This is a genomic window from Bradyrhizobium sp. OK095, from assembly GCF_900109945.1.
GTDB lineage: Bacteria > Pseudomonadota > Alphaproteobacteria > Rhizobiales > Xanthobacteraceae > Bradyrhizobium.
Map to the genome: position 1 here is coordinate 1 of NZ_FOBX01000003.1, position 17,124 is coordinate 17,124.

The window sequence follows — 17,124 nt, forward strand, 5'->3', positions numbered from 1 at the left end:
CATCGGCCACCTCGTCAGAGGCGTTCTGCCCGGCGAATGCAGCAACTACTTTGTTAATGCCGGATACGCTTCCATCAAAAAATGAAACGCTCTAGATGAGTTGGTCGGGCGCGCTCTTCGAGTTTGTCGGCTCGCTCGGACAGCTGCTTGGTCTTCACCACCAGCAGGTCGGACCCGGAGTTGATCCCGATGTTCTTGAGCTTCGCTGCTTGCTGCCGGAGCGCCTTGACCTTGCGCATATCGTTCTCGAACTGCCTTCCTCGCGCAGCGTCGCGGTCCTCCAATGCTCGCAGAGCGTGAGAATAGGGCAGAGAAAAATCCGCGCTTTCCAGCGGACGCAGGAATAAGGTGCGGTTGGTCACGTCATCGAGAAAAGCTCGGTCATGGCTCGCCGCGACCACGGCGCAGTCGCGAGGTAAGGCGGCGAGAAACCTTTCGAGCACGCCGATCCGACCGATGTCGAGATGATTTGTCGGCTCATCCAGCAGGAGCAGGTCAGGTTCGACCACGGCAGCCCTCGCCAGGAGCATCGTCCGTTGCCAGCCGCCGGACAGGCTGTGAACGGCGCGGCCCCTTGTAGATTCTTCCACCAGGAGATCATCAAGCAGGATATCGACGCGCCAGCTCTCGGTCTCGGCAACCTCGTGAGCGAGAGCGTCGCGCACAGCATCGTAGAAGCTGAGGGACAGGAGCCGTTCGGGTGGATCTTGCGGGGCGGTCGCGACAATCAGTCCGCGTAAGCCGGTGACGGTTCCGGTCGTAGCATCGTCTTCGCCCGCCATAATACGAAGCAGGGACGACTTGCCGCGTCCGTTGGCGGCAACAAGGCCGACGCGATCGCCTTTGGCGATCGAGAAACTCAGTCCGGTGAAGAGCGACTCGGTACGAGTCAGAGAAGCGTCTTTGATGGCGATCAGGGTCATTGCAGTCTCATGAAGTCAGTGGGCGCGATGAAACGCGCAGAAGCGGCTGACAACGAGACGGCGATGCGTTCCTTGGTCAGCCCCGCGAGATCAGACGCGGGGCGGAGACAGGTCCTCGGGTTGGATTCTGAAAGGTATAATAGATCACTGGTTTTTCCACGCCTTCAACCTTAGGCTATGAAATACTACCAACTCAGTCGCGGCGGGGCAAGGCTATCACAGACAAGCTGGGGCACGTCCTGCGTTGATCGGTCGGCTTCGATTGAAGCGGATGCGCCACCAAATTGTTCGAGCGATCAGAGTGATAAGGACCACCGACAGCTAGTTTGAGCTGTCGGAAATGGATCCCTTAGCTTGGTCTCTAAATGAAAACAGCGAGCTACGTTGCTTCCCATAAGCTGAGGTAGTTTGCCAGACTAGCCGCCGCCTTGAGCTGGCATCTACTGCGGCTCGATTCCGGCCGCTTTAATAATCCGTCCCCACTTGCCAATCTCGGACTTCAAGAAAGCTTCGAGCGCAGCCGGCGTTGCGCGCTCGGGCTCGACCGGAGCCATGCTGAGCTCGGCAAAGCGGCTGATCAGGGCGGGATCCCTAAGCGCGGTCTGGAGCGCCCCGACCAGATGGTCAACCACCGGCTTAGGCGTGCCGCGCGGTGCGTAGAGGCCGTACCAGGTCGTGACGTTGAACTCGGGAACGCCGGCCTCTGCCGAGGTTGGCACGTCAGGCAGCGTCGCGACACGCGTCTTGCTGGTGATCGCGTAGCCCTTGATCGTGTTCGACTGAATATAGGGCGTCGGTCCGGTCGCGGGATCGCAATAGACGTCGATGTGGCCGGCGATGACATCGTTCAACGCGGGACCGCCGCCCTTGTAATAGATCTGCGAGAGCTTCGTATCGGTCGTGCTCATGAACATCAGGCCGCAGAGCTGCGAGGCCGAGCCGAGACCGACATTGCCGAAGGTCATCTTGTCGCCCTCGCTGCGGATGCGCCCGATCATCTCGCCGAGATCCTTGGCTGGAAAATTCGGCCGCGCGACCAGGATCATCGGGACGTCCGTGACGAGCCCGATCATGGCGAAGTCGTCGACGGGGTCGAAGGGCAGCTTCGCATAGAGGGCGGGAGCGGTGGCCTGGCCGACATGCATCAGCAGCAGCGTGTAGCCGTCGGGCGCGGCCTTGGCGACGCGATTGGTGCCGAGCGTACCGCCGGCGCCGACGACATTCTCGATGACGATGGACTGCTTCAGCGTCGCGCTCATGGCGTTGCCGAGGATGCGCGCGATGACGTCGCCGGGGCCGCCGGCGGAGAAGGGCACGATCATCGTGACCGGGCGGGTTGGGTAGTCGTCCGCGATCGCGGAGCCGCAGGGATAGAGCAGGAAGAACAGGATCAGCGATCGTACAACAGACTTCATCGAACACTCCCTGGCGGCATTTTTTTAGTCGTCGGAAGGCGCCGCCTGCTTGGCCGCCGACGATTTTTCGATCATGTCGAGCGCGGCCACCGCCGCCGCATTGATGTGGTCGACGCAGCAGCGCTCGGCGAGGTCCGCGTCGCCGTTCTGGATCGCGCGCCAGATCGCGGTGACTTCGCGCAGGCTCTTGTTGATCCGCTTGGGCTGCGACATCGACGTGATCCGCAACAGTTGAATGCGGTCGTGGAGCGGCTTGAGCATACGCTCGATGAACGCATTGCGGCAGCCGCCGATCAGCGCGCCGTAGAAATCGGTCTTGGCCTCGAGGCAGCCCACCAGATCTTGTCTCGCCGCAGCCGCCTTCAGCCGCGTCAAGGCATCCCCGATCCGGCGTGCGACCTCAGGGTCGTTCAGCCGGGCGCATTCGCGGCCGGCGTATCCTTCGAGGACCGCGCGTGCTGCGTAGAGCTGACGGGCTTCCTCCAGGCTAATCGTGGAGACCATGGGGCCGCGGTGTGGGACGATATTGATCAGCCCGTCGGCCTCGAGCGCGCGCAGCGCCTCGCGGATCGATGGACGGCTGACGCCCATCATTTCGCAGAGCTCGCGTTCCACCAGGCGCTGGCCGGGCTTGAGCGTCCCGGACATGATCGCCTCGCGCAACTTTTGCGCGACCATCGCCCGGACGGTCGGGACGTCGTCGATGCGGAGTGTCGACTGCAATTCGCTACGTCTTTCCATGTCCGGGTCCTGTTCGGGAAAACTCAGTACCGGTTTACAGGCAGAATCATCATTTCGGCAATTTGAACGTGGGCGGGCTGGTCAAGGGCGAAGACGATCGAGCGGGCAATATCGGCAGGCTCGAGCGCCAGCTTGAATTGGTCGAAATAGTCCTTTTCCTTCTGCGTATCGCCGCGATAGCGGGTCAGGATGATGTTGGTCCGGGTCAGGCCGGGCTGGAGCTCGGTCACCCGGATCGCGGTTTCCGCGAGCTCCCCCCGAAGGGTCTCGGTGAACATATGCACGCCCGCCTTGCTGGTGCTGTAGGCGGCCATATCCGGGACAATACGGACGGCGTTGATGGAGCTGATGTTGACGACGTGGCCGGCATTGCGCTCGACCATGCCGGGGAGGATCGCGCGGGTGACGCGCATCAAGCCGATCAGATTGGTCTGGATGATGTTGGACCAGTCGTCGGGGGAACCAACGTCGAAGCGGGTCCGTCCGCCGATATCGTGGCCGGCATTGTTGATGAGAATTTCGACCGGCTTGAACTGCGCTGGAATGGCGTCCGGCAGGCCATCCACGGCCTTTGCGTCGCTGATGTCGAGCTGGATCGGAAACACGGCGTTGCCCACCGTTGCCGCCAGCTCCTGAAGCGCCTTGGCATCGCGATCGACCAGCACGACACGGCGGCCGCTCTCCAGCAGCGCCTTGGTGATGGCGCGTCCCATGCCGCCGGCGGCACCCGTCAGCACGACCGTCTGGCCCGATTGTTCAGTCATCGCAACACTCCCAATGCTCTCATGCGACCGACCAACCGCCGTCGATCGGCAGGCTAGCGCCGGTGATGTCGTTTGCGGCGGGGCCACAGAGAAAAGCGACCATGGCGGCGACGGCATTCATTTCGACGAAACGCTGCGTCGGCTGTCGCTCGCCGAGATAGTCGCGGGTCACGTCCTCGACGGGACGGCCGTTGCTGGACGCTATCGTCGCGATCTTGTTCAGGATCGCAGGCGTCGGCAGCGTGCCGGGGCAAAGCGTGTTGCAGGTGATGCCGCTGCGGGCTGTCTCGATGGCGACGGCGCGGGTGATGCCCAGGATCGCCGTCTTGGTGGTGACGTAGTCGATGCGATCCTCGACCGCGCGGCTCGAATAGATCGAACCCAAATTGATGATCCGGCCCCAGCCGCGCCGCTTCATGGCCGGCAGCGCCAGGCGGATCAGATGGAACGGCGCCGAGAGGTTGACCGCCAGCGCCTGATCCCATTTCTCAGGCGGAAACTGCTCGATCGCGGAGAAATGCCTGACGACGGCGTTATTGACGAGAATGTCGATGGCGCCGTAGCGGTCGAGCAGGTCGGTCATCATCGCCTCGATCGCCTCGCGCTGAGACAGATCGGTGCCGGCCGCTATGACCTCGACGCCGAAGCGGGCGCGCAGATGATCCGCGGCCTGCTTCGGCGCGATGAGATCGTGAAGGACAATGTTGGCGCCCGCGCCGGCGAGGCCTTCCGCGATGGCGAAGCCGAGGCCCGCGGTTGCGCCGGTCACGAGTGCCCATTTGCCCTTCATCGCTGCCACGCTCCGCTATTTCTTGTCGAGCTCGGCGAAGACTTCCTTCGCGTTCCGGAATGCATCGACGCCTGCCGGCACACCGCAATAAATCGCCACCTGCATGAACACTTCGCGGATTTCCTCGCGGGTGGCGCCGTTGGCGAGCGCGCCGCGGACATGGGTCTTCAGCTCGTGCGGGCGATTGAGCGCGCAGAGCATCGCCAGGTTGAGGAAGCTGCGGGTCTTGCGCGTGAGGCCTTCGCGGCCCCAGACGTAGCCCCAGCAATATTCCGTGGTGAGGTCCTGCATTGGCCGATTGAATTCATCCGCGGATGCGATTGCCTTGTCGACGAACTCGTTGCCGAGCACGCTCTTGCGGATTTCGAGACCGCGGTCGTAAGTTGCCTTGTCCATATCGTTCTCCGTTTCTTGTCAGTTTTTCGGCCAGAACGGCTGCGCCAGCGCGAGCTGCGGCGGGAACACCGTCACTGGCACGCCGGCCTGCCACTGCACGATGGTCATGCCGGCGCCGACGCGGCGGCCCTTTTCGTCGAACTTGATCTCGCCCAGCGGGTAATATTTCGAGGGGCCGGCATCCATGGTGCGCAGCGCTTCGCCGACGGCGACGCGGTCGGCCTTGCCGGCCTTTTCCAGCGCGTCCTTGATCACCCACATGTCGCCATAGGTGGAGATCGCATTCTGCGTCATCCACGGCTCCTTGTAGCGGGCCTTCAATTCGGCGATCAGCGCCTCATGGCCCTTGGCGCCCCAACTCGCGACGCAGGTCAAGACGCCCTGGAGCAGTTCGGGGCTGACGGTCTGCAGCATGTCGGGCTCGGCGATCGCGATGCCGAACGAGATGGTCGGCACCTTGCCCTGGCCGAGGCCGAACTCGTTCATCTTCTCGAGCAGCAGCTTTGCGTCCGAGATCACCGTCGGCAGGAAGAACAGCAGGTCGGGCTTTGCCGACCGGATCTTCTGCACCAGCGATGTCGCATCCGCCAGCGGCGGCGTGAACGTCTCGTCGACGATCAGCTGCAACTGGTTCTCCGCCAGCAGGCCTTCGCGCATTGCCTTTGCGGAGGCGATCGAGGCCCCCGTATTGTCGGTCAGGATCGCGACCGTCTTCGGCCGCTTACCGGCGGCCGTCTCCGCGAGCTTGATAATCTGCGGCAACGCCTGCCGTGCTTGCGAACCTGCGGTGGCCGCGGTCTGGAACACGTATTTGAATCCGCGATCGGTGATCAGGTCGGAGTAGGAGAGGGTGAGAACGGGCAAATTGGCGCGCTCGGTGACCTCGGTCACCGCGAGCGTGAACGAGGACAGATAGGCGCCGCTGGCCGCGACCAGGTCGGTTTCCTGCGCGACCATGCGCTGGGCGGCGTTCTTGGCCTTCTCCGTGGTGTCGCCGGAATCGAGCACCACGAGTTTCAGCTTGGCGCCGCCGAGCGCCTTGACGCCACCTTGCGCGTTGATGTGGTCGATCGCCATCTCGGCGCCTTCGCGCATCACCGTTCCCGGACGGGCATAGAGCCCGGAGATCGGCACCAGCAGGCCGACCTTCACCTCAGAAATTTGCTGCGCCCAGGCGCGGGATGCGATCAGCGTACCGGACGCGCCGGCAAGCAGTGTTCGCCTCGAGATCGTGATCTTGGCAGTCATGACAATATCTCCTCCCTGAAAAATCGCGTGGCGCTTAGGATTTCTTCGGCCAGAACGGCTCCGCCTGCGCGAGATCGGGCGGATAAACGGTGACGGGCACGCCCGATTGCCACTGCACGATGACGACGCCGGCGCCGACGCGGCGGCCCTTCTCGTCGAATTTGAGCTGGCCGCCCGGATAGTATTTCGACGGGCCGGCATCCATGGTGCGGAAGGCTTGCGCGACCGAGTTGCGGTCGGCCTTGCCGGCCTTCTCCAGCGCCTCCTTCATCAGCCACATGTCGCCATAGGTCGAGATGACGTTCTGCGTCATCCAGGGCTCCTTGTATTTGGCCTTGAGCTCGGCGATCAGCGCCTCGTGGCCCTTCGAGCCCCAGTTGGCGACGATGGTCATGATGCCCTGCACGGTCTCCGGGCTCACGCTCTGGAGCATGTCCGGCTCGGCGATGGTGATGCTGAAGGACACCGTCGGGATCTTGCCCTGGCCGAGGCCGAACTCGCTGATCTTCTCGAGGCCGAGCTTGGCGTCCGACACCGCGTTCGGCATGAACAGCAGCAGATCGGGCTTTGCCGTACGAACCTTCTGGATCAGCGGGGTGGCATCCGACAGCGGCGGGGTCCAGACCTCCTCGACGACGAGCTGAAGGCTTTCTTGCGCGAGCAACTTGTCCTTCAGCGCCTTGGCGGTCGCGACCGACGTTGCGGTGTTGTCCATCAGCATCGCCACGGTCTTCGGCTTCTTGCCCGACGCATTTTCGGCAAGCTTAATCAGCGTCGGCAGGCCGAGCTCGGACTGACGGCTCGCGGTCGCTGCGGTCTGGAAGATGTACTTGAAGCCGCGGTCGGTCAGCAGGTCCGAATAGGACAGCGTCAGCACCGGCAGTTCGGCGCGCTCGGTCACCTCGGTGACGGCGAGCGTGAAGGAGGAGAGATAGGAGCCGGTGGCGGCGACGAGATCGGGCTCCTGCGCCACCATGCGCTGCGCCGCGTTCTTGGCCTTCTCGGTGGTGTCGCCGCAATCGATCACGACCAGCTTCAGCTTGGCGCCGCCGAGCGCCTTGATGCCGCCTTGCGCGTTGATGTGCTCGATGCCCATCTCCGCACCCATCTTCATCACCTGGCCGGGGCGGGTATAGATGCCCGACAGCGGCACGATCAGTCCGACCTTGACCTCGGCCGGAGCCTGCGCACGGGCTACGCCGGCGAGGCCGACGGCTGCGGCGCCGGACAGCACGGTCCGCCGCGTCAGTCCTTTCGATGCCTTGCCTTTCGATGTCTTGTTCATTCTGTTCTCTCCCTGGTCTTTTGTTTTTGTGTTCGTCACATGCCGAGATAGGCCTTGCGCACGCGATCGTCGGCGCGCAGCGTGTCGTTGTTGCCTTCGAGCACGACGTGCCCGGCTTCGAGGACGTAGCCGTGGTCGGCGGATTCCAGCGCTTCCGCAACGCGTTGCTCGACCAGCAGCATGGTCAGGCCGGACTGGCGCCGGATATCGATCAGCCGCTCGAAGATGAAGTCCGCGGTCGACGGGGCAAGCCCCATCGAAGGTTCGTCCAGCATCAGTAGTTTTGGCGAGGAAGCCAAGCCACGGCCGATCGCGAGCATCTGCTGCTGGCCGCCGGACATCGTGCCGGCGAACTGATCGCGGCGCTCCTTCAGCACCGGCAGCCATTCGAAGATGCGCTCGATGTTGGCTTTCCAGTCGCGCCGGCCGCTCTCGGTCATCGCGCCCATTTCCAGATTCTCCATCACGGTCAGTGACGGGAATACCTGGCGCCCCTCGGGGACATGCGCGATGCCGAGATGGGCGCGCTGCGGCGGCGGCACCGCGAGGAGGTCGACGCCGTCGAACGTGATGGCTCCGCCGCTCGGTTTCACGATGCCGGAGATCGTCTTGAACAGCGTGGTCTTGCCGGCGCCGTTGGGGCCGACGATTGCGACGAACTGGCCGGCGCCGACATTGATCGAGACGTCGTTCAGGACGGGTTTGGCGGAGTAGCCCGCGCTCAATCCTTCAATTCGCAGCATGGGCCGCCCATTTCTTTCCGAGATAGGCCTCGACGACACGGCTGTCGCGCGTGACCACCTCCGGCAGTCCCTCAGTGATGACGGCGCCGTGGTCGAGCACGAGGAATCTGTCGACCAGCCGGACCATCGCCTGCATGGTGTGCTCGATGATCGCGATGGTCACGCCGTCGCGCGCAAGCTGCTGGATCACGGCGACGACCTCGTCAGCCTCGCCGTGGCCGAGGCCTGCGAGGGTCTCGTCGAGCAGCAGGATACGCGGCTGGCCGGCGATCGCGCGGGCCAGCTCCATCAGCCGCAACTCCTTGGTCGAGAGTTCGCCGGCGACACGGTCCGCGACCGCCGAAAGCCCGACGCGCGCCACCGCATCGGCAGCGAGCCTGCGCGCCTCCGCGTCGGAGCGGGCGCGAACATAAGCGCCCACCACGACATTATCGAGGACCGACATGCGCAGGAACGGCCGCATGACCTGGAAAGTGCGGCCGATGCCGGCCTCGCAGATCACGTGCGGACGCTGGCCCGACATGTTGCGACCGTCGATCAGCACCTCGCCCTGGCTCGGCTTCAGGAAGCCGTTGAGCAGATTGAACAGCGTGGTTTTTCCGGCGCCGTTGGGGCCGATGATGCCGAGGATCTCATTCTTGTGGAGCTTGAAGCTGACATCCTGCACTGCCTTGAGGCCGCCGAAGGAGCGCGAGAGGTTACGAATCTCGAGCACGACCTCGCCGGTCGCGGCGCGCTGACGCGCCGCGGGCTTTAGAGGGGTGACATTGACGGCGGCGACTTCCGGAGTTTCGCTAGCGGCTGGTCTGGAAGCATTCCGCTTGCGCAGCAGATCGCGCAATTTCCAGAACAGGCCTTCCGGCGCGAGCAGGATGACGGAGACGATGGCAAGGCCGAAGATGACGCCCTGGATGCCGGGGATGCGCGCGCCGGCTTCGGCGTGCAGGATCTCGGCTAGCGGGATCAGGATCACCGCGCCGATGACCGGACCCCAGACCGTGCCGACGCCGCCGAACATCGCGACCGTCAGCGCCTGCGCGGACACCAGCATGCCGAACACAGATGCCGGGGTCACGACCAGCAGCACCTGCGCGTAGAATCCGCCGATGGCGGCGGCAATTGCGCCGCTCAAGGTGATTGCGCGCAGCTTCCAGGCCAGCGTGTTGATCCCGGCCGCCTCTGCTGCGGCCTCGTTCTGCTTGATCGCGAGCAGCGCCATGCCGAAACGCGAACGCTCGATCATCTGCGTCAGCACGATAGTGGCCAGCATGAGCGCCAGCCCGAGCAGAGTATAGAGGCGGGGATCGGCGAACTGCATGAAGGCGATCGGCGCGTCGCGCTTGATCGGAAGCGTCACCTCCTGGAAGCCGAGCCACTCGAACACATAGAGAATGGCAAGCGGGTAGGCCAGCATCGCAAGCGCAAAGTAGTGGCCTTGCAGGCGGAAGGTCGGAAACCCGATCAGGAGTCCGGCGATGCCGCCGAGCATGGCGGCAATCGGAATCAACAGCCAAGGCGAGATATTGAAATAGATCTGCCCGAGTGCGGTCGCATAGGCACCGATGCCGAAGAAGGCCGCGTGGCCGAACGAGATCAGTCCTGTGTAACCGCTGAGCAAATTCCAGGACAGCCCGAACACCGCCCACACCGGCACCAGCGTCAGGATGAGCTGATAATAAGAGTTGGTGACGCCGAGCGAGATCCCGGCATAGGCGAGCGTGAAGAGCAGGGGAGGCAGCAGGGAACGCATCGGGAGCATGGTCACGTCCTCTCGACCATGCGCCCGAAGAAGCCTTGCGGACGGAAGAAGATGATGAGGAGGAAGACAGCGAAGATCGCGGCGTTCTGCAATTGCGTCGGCAGGATCAGCGTCGACATCTGCTGCACGAGGCCGATCGTCATGCCGCCCCAGAAGGCGCCGATGATGCTGCCCATGCCGCCGAGCACGACGCCGGCATACATGACGATGACGTATTCGAGGCCGACGAAAGGGTGGAACGGGTAGTTAGTGGCGAGCAGGCCGCCGGCAATCGCGGTGATGCCGCAGCCGAGCGCAAAGGCGGTGCGGTGCGCGCGGTCGACGTCGATGCCCATGTAGGTCGCGGCGGTCGGATTGTCGGCTGCAGCGCGGAGCGACTTGCCGATCCGTGTGCGCGTGATCAAGAGCGAGAGCAGGATCATGATCGCAAGCGAAACGATCGCATCGATGCTGCGTGCCTTGTTGAGGAAGATGCCGATGTCGAGGAAGGGATTGAGCTCCCATGCCGAGCTCGACAGGGGCGTACGGATCGAAGCCAGCACCGAACCGAAGACGATCAGGCCGCCGTTCTGGAGGATCAGTGCGATACCGAGCGTGAGGATGAGCTGGGCGTAATGGCCTTCGCCTTCCAGCGAAGCGGTGCGCGTGCCCGACACCCGCGAGATTAGCGCCAGATGGACGAAATAGCCGAACACGGCGAGCACGGGTCCGGCCAGCAGGATCGCGACAAACGGGCCGACCGTATTGCCGAACAGCGACTGGATGCCGGCGGCGGTGAAGAGATAGAACGCGGCATACATGCCGAGCATCATGAAATCGCCGTGGGCGAAGTTGATGACGCGCATGACGCCGAAGATCAGGCCGAGCCCGACGCACATCAGACCGTAGACGGCGCCAATCAGAAGGCCCGCGGCGAGCGCTTGCAAAAAGCCTTCCATCAGCTTTGTCTCCGCGCAGCGTCTGCTTGCCGGCAATCATTCGCCGATGGCACTACTAAGCTGGTCTCCAAGTTGACCATGTTTCCCCCGTACTTCCCGGCATTTCTTATGATGCCGATCGTAAAACCCGTTCGAGCGCGTCCAGACGGCACTGCGCTGCGATGGCGCCTGCATTGCCGAGCTGTTCGCAGTCGTCGATGAGTTGCTCGAGCCGGTGTGCACGGTCGTTGCCGAGGACGCGGCTGGCGGCGGCGCGAAAGCGCGCGCGTATCTCTGAAGGCGTTGCGGCGATGACGTCGGGCAAGGCATGCCGAATCGTCCGGCCGTCCCGCAGATGCAAGGTCACATCCGCGCCCTGCTTGCCGGGGAAGGCGGCGGTGAAGACGGGGTCGACCTTGAGGTCGGTGACCGAAACCAGACGGATGATGTCGGCATCATCGAGTTCGGAATAGTTCTCTTCCTCGATCTCGCCCCGCGCTAGCGTCGCGGCGACGCTGAAGGGAATGCTCATCTTGGCCTGAAGGGCGTTGCGGTAGGGCCCCATGGAGTCGCAGCCGGGATAACGAACGGCAGCGTCGGGTGCGCGAATGACGACGCGGTCGATCTCGTCAGCGCTGGCGAGCTCGTGCGAGACGCGGAGCGCCGCCTGGGCCGCAGTCTGCGCGAAATTGCAGGCTGGGACTGGTTTGTTGTAGACGGCCATGATCTCGCTCTCCCCATTGGGGAAGAGCACGATGCTGTCGGGCGCGGCCTGGCGGCGAAAGGCTGCGAACAGGCCGGCTTCACCTTCGAGGATCGTTTCCGAGCCGAAGGCGCCGGCCACGGCAAGGCCGATCGCCTTGATCGCGTTGCTGGCGGCAAAACCCGGATGAAAATACATGTCGGAGCCGCCGGCATGCGGCCACTCATTCAATCCGCTGGATGTGTTGGCGGCGATCGCGATGGCGCTGGTCGCGGCGTCCTCGGACAGGCCGAGCGCAAAACTTCCCGCGAGCGCCGCGCCCGGAGGTGCCACAAGGCCGGTCGGACGGTAGAGGCGGGCGAGGTCGGAGGTCAGCAGCGCGCGGCCGATCCGCGCGCCGGTCTCATAGCCGATGATGGCAGAAGCGAGAAACTTGGCGCCGTGTAGCGGCGTCTGTTCCGACAGCGCAAGCAAGGTCGGCCAGATCACGACGCCGTGGTGCGCGATGCTGGCCGCATGCATGTCTTCCCGTACAAGACCGTGCCCCATGACAGCATTGGCGAAGGCGGCATCGGCCGGGGAGGAGAGTTGGGCAGTCCCAATGATCGTCGCGCTGCCACCGTCTTGCGCGATCGCAACTGCCTGGCGGCTCCAGGCATGATGGCCCGCCTCGAAAGCGCAGGACAGGAAGTCGAGCAAGCAAAGCTTTGCCTTGACGACGACCTCTGGCCCGAAGTCTCCGAGATCCAGTGCAAGCACGCTCCGCGCCATCTGGCGCGCGAGCGACACCTTGCCTGATACGGTCGGGCCGATCGTCATTGCAATCGCTCTCCCTGAGGACCTGCGCGCTTAGCCGCGCATCTCGACGCCGGCCCACTCTTCGAGCACCTTGGCGATCGAGGTGAAATCCGATGCCGCGCCGTATTTGGCGTTGGTGATCGCGAGCATCTGCCTCACCACCGCGCCGCAGACCATCGGCACGCCCATCGCTTCGGCCTCGTCAACGCACAGCCGGACGTCCTTGTAGGAAAGGCCGGTCGTGAAACCGAAATCGAAGGTGCCGGGCAGCACCGCGCGGGGGAATTTGTCTTCGGAGGCGCTGTTGCGGCCGCTGCTGGCGTTGATGATGTCGATCAGCACCTTTGCGTTGACGCCGCCCTTGACGCCCATCGCGACGGCCTCCGACGTGATGACAAGCGCCGCGGCCGCCATCAGATTGTTGGCGAGCTTGGCCGTCTGCGCCACGCCGGGCTTGTCGCCGGTGTAGAACAGCTTGCCGAAATTCTTCAGGATTGGCTGCACGGTCTCGTAGGTCGCCTGCGGGCAGGACACCATCACGGCCAGCGTACCGTTGATGGCGCCCTTGATGCCGCCGCTGACGGGCGCATCGACCAGCGTCATGCCCTTGGCTTTCAGGCCTTCCGCAACGATTTTCGCCGCACCGGGACCAGAGGTCGAGAGGTCGATCACGATCTTGGCGCGGTTGCCGCTGCTGATACCGTCCTGGCCGAGCGTGACGGCCTTGACAATGTCGGGCGTCGGCAGGCTGGCGAGCACGATGTCGGCGCGGGAGGCGACGTCGGCTGGTGATTTGCCGAGGAGTGCACCGCGCTTGACCAGTGGCTGGGTCGCTTCGGTCTGTGTGTCGTAGATGACGAGCGAATAGCCCGCATCCATCAATCGTCCCGCCATAGGACCGCCCATGCGGCCCGTGCCGATTACGCCGAGCGTTTCTCCCGCCATCGTCCACTCCCTGTCGCGCGATCCCGTGACGGGCGCGCCTTCTTGATCTCTTGGTCGTTGATCTTCTGGTCGATCGTTTTCGCCGGCCGGCCTTCCCGGCCGCCGTCGTCGTGGCGGCGGGATCCCGCGCCAACGGGGCGGATTGTTATGATTGTCAGACAAGCTGTCAAGCATAACATTTTGGGGTCGACAGTTTGCCGCGGATCGTCATATGGTCCGGGAAAACGAGGAAGACGCCCCGCGTGCCGCAAGTCCCAATTCCGAGTGTGAGCAAGACGCTCGCCGATTTCGTCGAGTCCTCGTCATGGGCGGACGTCGAGGCGCAGAGCCGCGAGGCGCGGCGCTCGATCCTCAATTTCTTTGCGACCGCGCTCGGCTCTGCGCGCGATCCCGTGGTCACGGCCGCGATGCGCACTCTGGCGCCGTTCAGCGGCGCCGCGACATCGACGGTGATCGGCCATTCGGAGCCGATGGACGCGTTGTGCGCCTCGTTTCTCAATGCCATTTCGGCAAACCTGCTCGACTTCGACGATACCCATCCCGAGACGATCATTCATCCGGCCGCGCCGGTCGCCGCGCCGATATTGGCGCTTGCGGAGACGCGAAGACTGTCGGGGCGCGAGGTGCTGACGGCGTTCATTCTCGGCGTGGATGTCGAATGCCGGATCGGCAATGCGGTTTCGCCGCGTCATTACGCGCGGGGCTGGCACATCACCTCAACCTGCGGGATTTTTGGCGCGGCGGCTGCGTGCGCGAAGCTGTTGGGGCTGCCGGCGGAAGGGATTGCGAATGCCATCGGGCTTGCGGCAAGTCAGTCCGCCGGCAACGTCGAGAACCTGCCGAGTGCCGCCAAGAACGTAAGCGTTGGCAACGCGGCACGTAACGGGTTGTTCGCCGCTCTGCTTGCGCAGCAGGGCTATGAGGCTGCGCCCCGCGCCATCGAAGGTCCGCTTGGCTGGGCGCGCACCATGGGCGACGAGCCGGACATTGCGCGCCTGCTCGATGGTCTCGGCAGCACTTGGGAGATCGCCAAGAACACCTATAAGCCCTATCCCGCCGGCATCGTGTTCCATTCGGTCATCGATGCCTGCCTGCTGCTGCGCGAACGGATCGGCCGGCAGATCGATCAGATCGAGTCGGTGACGGTGGAGGGCTCGGCGCTGCTGCTTGCGCGCGGCGACCGTCCCGTCAACAACGAGCGCGATGCGCGCGTCAGCATCCACCATTGCGTGGCTTGCGGACTCTTGCTCGGTCGGGCGGGCGTGACCGAGTTTGCGCACGAGACCGTGGTTCGGCCCGATATCGCGCAGCTGCGGCAAAAGGTCAGGGCAGAGCTTGATGCCCAGATGCCCGATGGTGCTACGCGCGTTACCTTGCGCTTGGCGTCCGGCAAGGTGCTCACCGAGATCGTGACGTCGCCGCGCGGCAGCCAGGCTGCACCGCTTTCGGATCGCGACATCGAGGAGAAGCTGCGCGAAGGCGTACGGACCGGTCGAAGCGATTGGGACGCGGACCGCGTCATCGACGCGGTCTGGCGTATCGATGCGGCGGATGACGTCGGAAATCTCCTGCAATCGCTGCGGCCGCCGTCGGCCTCGCGCCTGACAACTTCCAACTAGACTCTCTCAAGACCTGAAAGGGACGATCATGAGCAAGACCGAACTGTTCGAAAAGGGCCTCAAGGTTCGTAAAGAGGTGCTCGGCGAGGACTATGTCAACAAGTCGATCGCCGGCGCCGACGAGTTCACGCGCACGATGGCGGAATGGTCCACCGAGTTCTGCTGGGGCGCGTTGTGGACGCGGCCCGGCGTCGACCGGCGCACGCGCTCGATCGTCAATCTGGCGATGCTCGGTGCGCTGAACCGGCCGCATGAGCTGAAGCTGCACGTGAAGGGTGCCCTGAAGAACGGGCTGACCAAGGACGAGATCAAGGAGATCCTGCTCCAGGTCGGCGTCTATTGCGGCGTGCCCGCCGGCATCGACGCCTTCCGCAACGCGCGCGAGGCCTTCAACGAGGTTGATTCGGCGGGTTCCTGAGCCCGCTTGATTGGAAGCTCATGGCTGACACGGAATACGAGCTCTTCGCCATCCGCTATGCAACGCGGGATGCGCAGCGGAGCGAGCACTTCATCGGCGGCGACCCGCATGACGGGCCGATGCCGATGGACTATTTTATGTGGCTGGCGCGGGGAGGCGGGCGCACCTTCGTCATCGACACCGGGTTCAACGCGGAAATCGCCAAGCAGCGCAGGCGGAATTTCCTGCGCTGTCCCGTGGAGACGCTTGCCGCATTTGATGTCGACATCGCCGACGTCAAGGACGTGATCCTCACGCATCTGCACTATGACCACGCCGGTAATTTCGACCGGTTTCCCAATGCGCGGTTTCATCTCCAGGAGCGTGAGCTCGCCTATGCCACCGGGCGTTACATGCAATATCCCAGGCTCTCGCATTCCTTCGAGGTCGAGGACGTCTGCGGCATCGTGCGGCTGAACTACGCACGCCGGGTGCTGTTCTACGATGGCGATGCCGAGATCGCGCCCGGACTGACGGTCTATGCGGCGGGCGGGCATTCCGCCGGTCTGCAGTTCGTTCGCGTCAACACGCGCCGCGGTCCTGTCGTGCTCGCCTCCGACGTCAGTCATTTCTACGAGAACATGACCAGCGAGCGTCCATTCACGACGGCATTTCATGTCGGCGACATGCTGGTCGGCTTCGACAAGCTACGCGCCGCAGCGCCCGACGCGGACCACATCGTCCCCGGCCATGATCCGCTGGTTATGAAGCTTTATCCGCCCCCGAGCCCGGACCTGAATGGCGTCGCGGTTCGCCTCGACGTCGCGCCGTCCGATGCTGCGCATTCCCCGACCCGTAAGCCAGGCTAAAAAATCGATTTTCGATTTTCTATTGACCCTTGCTCCCTCCCTTGCGATCATCCGGCCATGGGTCCGCTTCAGTTCCAATTATCCGGAAGCCGCGGGGATGGTCCGCGCAGCCTGACATCGGCGCTGCACGGACGTCTGCGTGCCGACATTCTGGCGACGCGGCTGTTGCCGGGGCAGAAGCTCCATATCGCAGGACTCGCAAAACAGTTTTCCGTCAGCCTCGCCGCCGTGCGCGAGGCGCTGTCGCGCCTGGTCGCCGACGGGCTTGTACAGGCTTCCGACCAACGCGGCTTTCGCGTGAGCCCGGTCTCGCTCGCCGATCTCGCCGACGTGACGCAGACCCGGATCGACATCGAGGGGCTTGCGCTCCGTCGCTCGATCGAGCGGGGCGATGCTGCCTGGCTCGCCTCGGTGAAATCCGCCTGGGTGAATCTGAAGGCCGTTCCCCATCGCTATCCCGACGATCCGACCGTTCACTACGAGGAGTGGGTTGACCGTCACCGCATCTTCCATCGTGCGCTGGTCAATGCGTGCGGCTCGCCATGGCTGCTCGGCTTTCGCGACGTGCTGCACGAGCAGAGCGAGCGCTATCGCCGCCTCTCGATCCGCAGGGAAATCGGCGGCAAGCTGCGCGACGTCGAAGCCGAGCACAAGGCAATCGTCGTCGCCGTGGTGAAACGTGATGCAGATGCGGCAGTTCGCGCATTGTCAAAGCACTTCGGCATCACCAAAGAGTTCGTCGAGCTCGCCGCCTCGCGCATCGCGGAGGTGAGCCGCACGACCTGACGATCCCAAGAAATTCGGCACAAAAA

The 17,124-nt window shown here is 63.8% G+C and carries 16 protein-coding genes and 1 pseudogene; 4 read left to right on the plus strand and 13 right to left on the minus strand.

Translation table 11 applies throughout. From position 1 onward, the window contains the following. Positions 1-86: 86 nt before the first annotated feature. The 13 genes and pseudogenes from BMW89_RS08920 to BMW89_RS08980 all read right to left on the minus strand — a co-directional run. Positions 87-923, minus strand: a pseudogene (locus tag BMW89_RS08920) (ATP-binding cassette domain-containing protein); the annotation flags it as partial. 440 nt (positions 924-1,363) lie between these two features. After that, positions 1,364-2,338: a tripartite tricarboxylate transporter substrate-binding protein gene (locus tag BMW89_RS08925; protein ID WP_092024751.1), complete on the minus strand. Its 975-nt coding sequence runs from the start codon at positions 2,336-2,338 to the stop codon at positions 1,364-1,366. A 24-nt stretch (positions 2,339-2,362) separates the two neighbouring features. Further along, the gene (locus tag BMW89_RS08930; protein WP_092024753.1) at positions 2,363-3,079 is read right to left on the minus strand and encodes a GntR family transcriptional regulator; all 717 of its coding nucleotides are present in this window, start codon (positions 3,077-3,079) and stop codon (positions 2,363-2,365) included. Between the two features lie 23 nt (positions 3,080-3,102). Then, entirely contained in the window at positions 3,103-3,843 is a 741-nt protein-coding gene (locus BMW89_RS08935) for an SDR family oxidoreductase (protein WP_092024755.1), read from the minus strand. A 19-nt stretch (positions 3,844-3,862) separates the two neighbouring features. Further along, the gene (locus BMW89_RS08940) at positions 3,863-4,633 is read right to left on the minus strand and encodes an SDR family oxidoreductase (RefSeq protein WP_092024757.1); all 771 of its coding nucleotides are present in this window, start codon (positions 4,631-4,633) and stop codon (positions 3,863-3,865) included. A 15-nt stretch (positions 4,634-4,648) separates the two neighbouring features. Further along, positions 4,649-5,029, minus strand: coding sequence for a carboxymuconolactone decarboxylase family protein (locus tag BMW89_RS08945; RefSeq protein ID WP_080139730.1), 381 nt, complete (start codon positions 5,027-5,029; stop codon positions 4,649-4,651). Between the two features lie 18 nt (positions 5,030-5,047). Beyond that, positions 5,048-6,277 (minus strand): ABC transporter substrate-binding protein, encoded by a 1,230-nt coding sequence (locus tag BMW89_RS08950; protein ID WP_177195930.1) that lies wholly within the window; start codon positions 6,275-6,277, stop codon positions 5,048-5,050. A 34-nt stretch (positions 6,278-6,311) separates the two neighbouring features. Further along, positions 6,312-7,562, minus strand: a complete 1,251-nt coding sequence (locus tag BMW89_RS08955; protein WP_092024759.1) for an ABC transporter substrate-binding protein — start codon at positions 7,560-7,562, stop codon at positions 6,312-6,314. 35 nt (positions 7,563-7,597) lie between these two features. After that, the gene (locus tag BMW89_RS08960) at positions 7,598-8,305 is read right to left on the minus strand and encodes an ABC transporter ATP-binding protein (RefSeq protein WP_092024761.1); all 708 of its coding nucleotides are present in this window, start codon (positions 8,303-8,305) and stop codon (positions 7,598-7,600) included. After that, on the minus strand, positions 8,292-10,064 hold the full coding sequence (locus BMW89_RS08965) for a branched-chain amino acid ABC transporter ATP-binding protein/permease (protein ID WP_177195931.1): 1,773 nt from the start codon (positions 10,062-10,064) through the stop codon (positions 8,292-8,294). The genes BMW89_RS08960 and BMW89_RS08965 overlap by 14 nt, the downstream gene beginning before the upstream one ends. A 2-nt stretch (positions 10,065-10,066) precedes the next feature. Beyond that, positions 10,067-11,002, minus strand: a complete 936-nt coding sequence (locus BMW89_RS08970; RefSeq protein ID WP_092024765.1) for a branched-chain amino acid ABC transporter permease — start codon at positions 11,000-11,002, stop codon at positions 10,067-10,069. A gap of 106 nt (positions 11,003-11,108) precedes the next feature. Next, the gene (locus BMW89_RS08975) at positions 11,109-12,503 is read right to left on the minus strand and encodes an MmgE/PrpD family protein (protein ID WP_092024767.1); all 1,395 of its coding nucleotides are present in this window, start codon (positions 12,501-12,503) and stop codon (positions 11,109-11,111) included. A gap of 30 nt (positions 12,504-12,533) precedes the next feature. Further along, the gene (locus BMW89_RS08980) at positions 12,534-13,601 is read right to left on the minus strand and encodes an NAD(P)-dependent oxidoreductase (RefSeq protein ID WP_283805323.1); all 1,068 of its coding nucleotides are present in this window, start codon (positions 13,599-13,601) and stop codon (positions 12,534-12,536) included. Between the two features lie 68 nt (positions 13,602-13,669). On the opposite strand from BMW89_RS08980, the gene BMW89_RS08985 reads away from it, so the two are divergent. From BMW89_RS08985 to BMW89_RS09000, 4 genes are read left to right on the plus strand one after another with little or no spacing between them, the layout of a single operon-like run. Then, a complete protein-coding gene (locus tag BMW89_RS08985; protein WP_092024771.1) occupies positions 13,670-15,046 on the plus strand; it encodes an MmgE/PrpD family protein in 1,377 nt (458 codons plus the stop codon). A 28-nt stretch (positions 15,047-15,074) separates the two neighbouring features. After that, positions 15,075-15,464: a carboxymuconolactone decarboxylase family protein gene (locus BMW89_RS08990; RefSeq protein ID WP_092024773.1), complete on the plus strand. Its 390-nt coding sequence runs from the start codon at positions 15,075-15,077 to the stop codon at positions 15,462-15,464. A 20-nt stretch (positions 15,465-15,484) separates the two neighbouring features. Continuing rightward, positions 15,485-16,312 (plus strand): N-acyl homoserine lactonase family protein, encoded by an 828-nt coding sequence (locus BMW89_RS08995; RefSeq protein ID WP_092024775.1) that lies wholly within the window; start codon positions 15,485-15,487, stop codon positions 16,310-16,312. Positions 16,313-16,369: 57 nt separating this feature from the next. After that, on the plus strand, positions 16,370-17,098 hold the full coding sequence (locus BMW89_RS09000) for a GntR family transcriptional regulator (protein WP_092024777.1): 729 nt from the start codon (positions 16,370-16,372) through the stop codon (positions 17,096-17,098). Positions 17,099-17,124: the final 26 nt, after the last annotated feature.

Excerpts from the sequence above, each read along its gene's own strand:
- BMW89_RS08925 (WP_092024751.1), bottom strand. The coding sequence starts at position 2,338 with ATGAAGTCTGTTGTACGATCGCTGATCCTGTTCTTCCTGCTCTATCCC.
- BMW89_RS08930 (WP_092024753.1), bottom strand. The coding sequence starts at position 3,079 with ATGGAAAGACGTAGCGAATTGCAGTCGACACTCCGCATCGACGACGTC.
- BMW89_RS08935 (WP_092024755.1), bottom strand. The coding sequence starts at position 3,843 with ATGACTGAACAATCGGGCCAGACGGTCGTGCTGACGGGTGCCGCCGGC.
- BMW89_RS08940 (WP_092024757.1), bottom strand. The coding sequence starts at position 4,633 with ATGAAGGGCAAATGGGCACTCGTGACCGGCGCAACCGCGGGCCTCGGC.
- BMW89_RS08945 (WP_080139730.1), bottom strand. The coding sequence starts at position 5,029 with ATGGACAAGGCAACTTACGACCGCGGTCTCGAAATCCGCAAGAGCGTG.
- BMW89_RS08950 (WP_177195930.1), bottom strand. The coding sequence starts at position 6,277 with ATGACTGCCAAGATCACGATCTCGAGGCGAACACTGCTTGCCGGCGCG.
- BMW89_RS08955 (WP_092024759.1), bottom strand. The coding sequence starts at position 7,562 with ATGAACAAGACATCGAAAGGCAAGGCATCGAAAGGACTGACGCGGCGG.
- BMW89_RS08960 (WP_092024761.1), bottom strand. The coding sequence starts at position 8,305 with ATGCTGCGAATTGAAGGATTGAGCGCGGGCTACTCCGCCAAACCCGTC.
- BMW89_RS08965 (WP_177195931.1), bottom strand. The coding sequence starts at position 10,064 with ATGCTCCCGATGCGTTCCCTGCTGCCTCCCCTGCTCTTCACGCTCGCC.
- BMW89_RS08970 (WP_092024765.1), bottom strand. The coding sequence starts at position 11,002 with ATGGAAGGCTTTTTGCAAGCGCTCGCCGCGGGCCTTCTGATTGGCGCC.
- BMW89_RS08975 (WP_092024767.1), bottom strand. The coding sequence starts at position 12,503 with ATGACGATCGGCCCGACCGTATCAGGCAAGGTGTCGCTCGCGCGCCAG.
- BMW89_RS08980 (WP_283805323.1), bottom strand. The coding sequence starts at position 13,601 with ATGCTTGACAGCTTGTCTGACAATCATAACAATCCGCCCCGTTGGCGC.
- BMW89_RS08990 (WP_092024773.1), top strand. The coding sequence starts at position 15,075 with ATGAGCAAGACCGAACTGTTCGAAAAGGGCCTCAAGGTTCGTAAAGAG.
- BMW89_RS08995 (WP_092024775.1), top strand. The coding sequence starts at position 15,485 with ATGGCTGACACGGAATACGAGCTCTTCGCCATCCGCTATGCAACGCGG.
- BMW89_RS09000 (WP_092024777.1), top strand. The coding sequence starts at position 16,370 with ATGGGTCCGCTTCAGTTCCAATTATCCGGAAGCCGCGGGGATGGTCCG.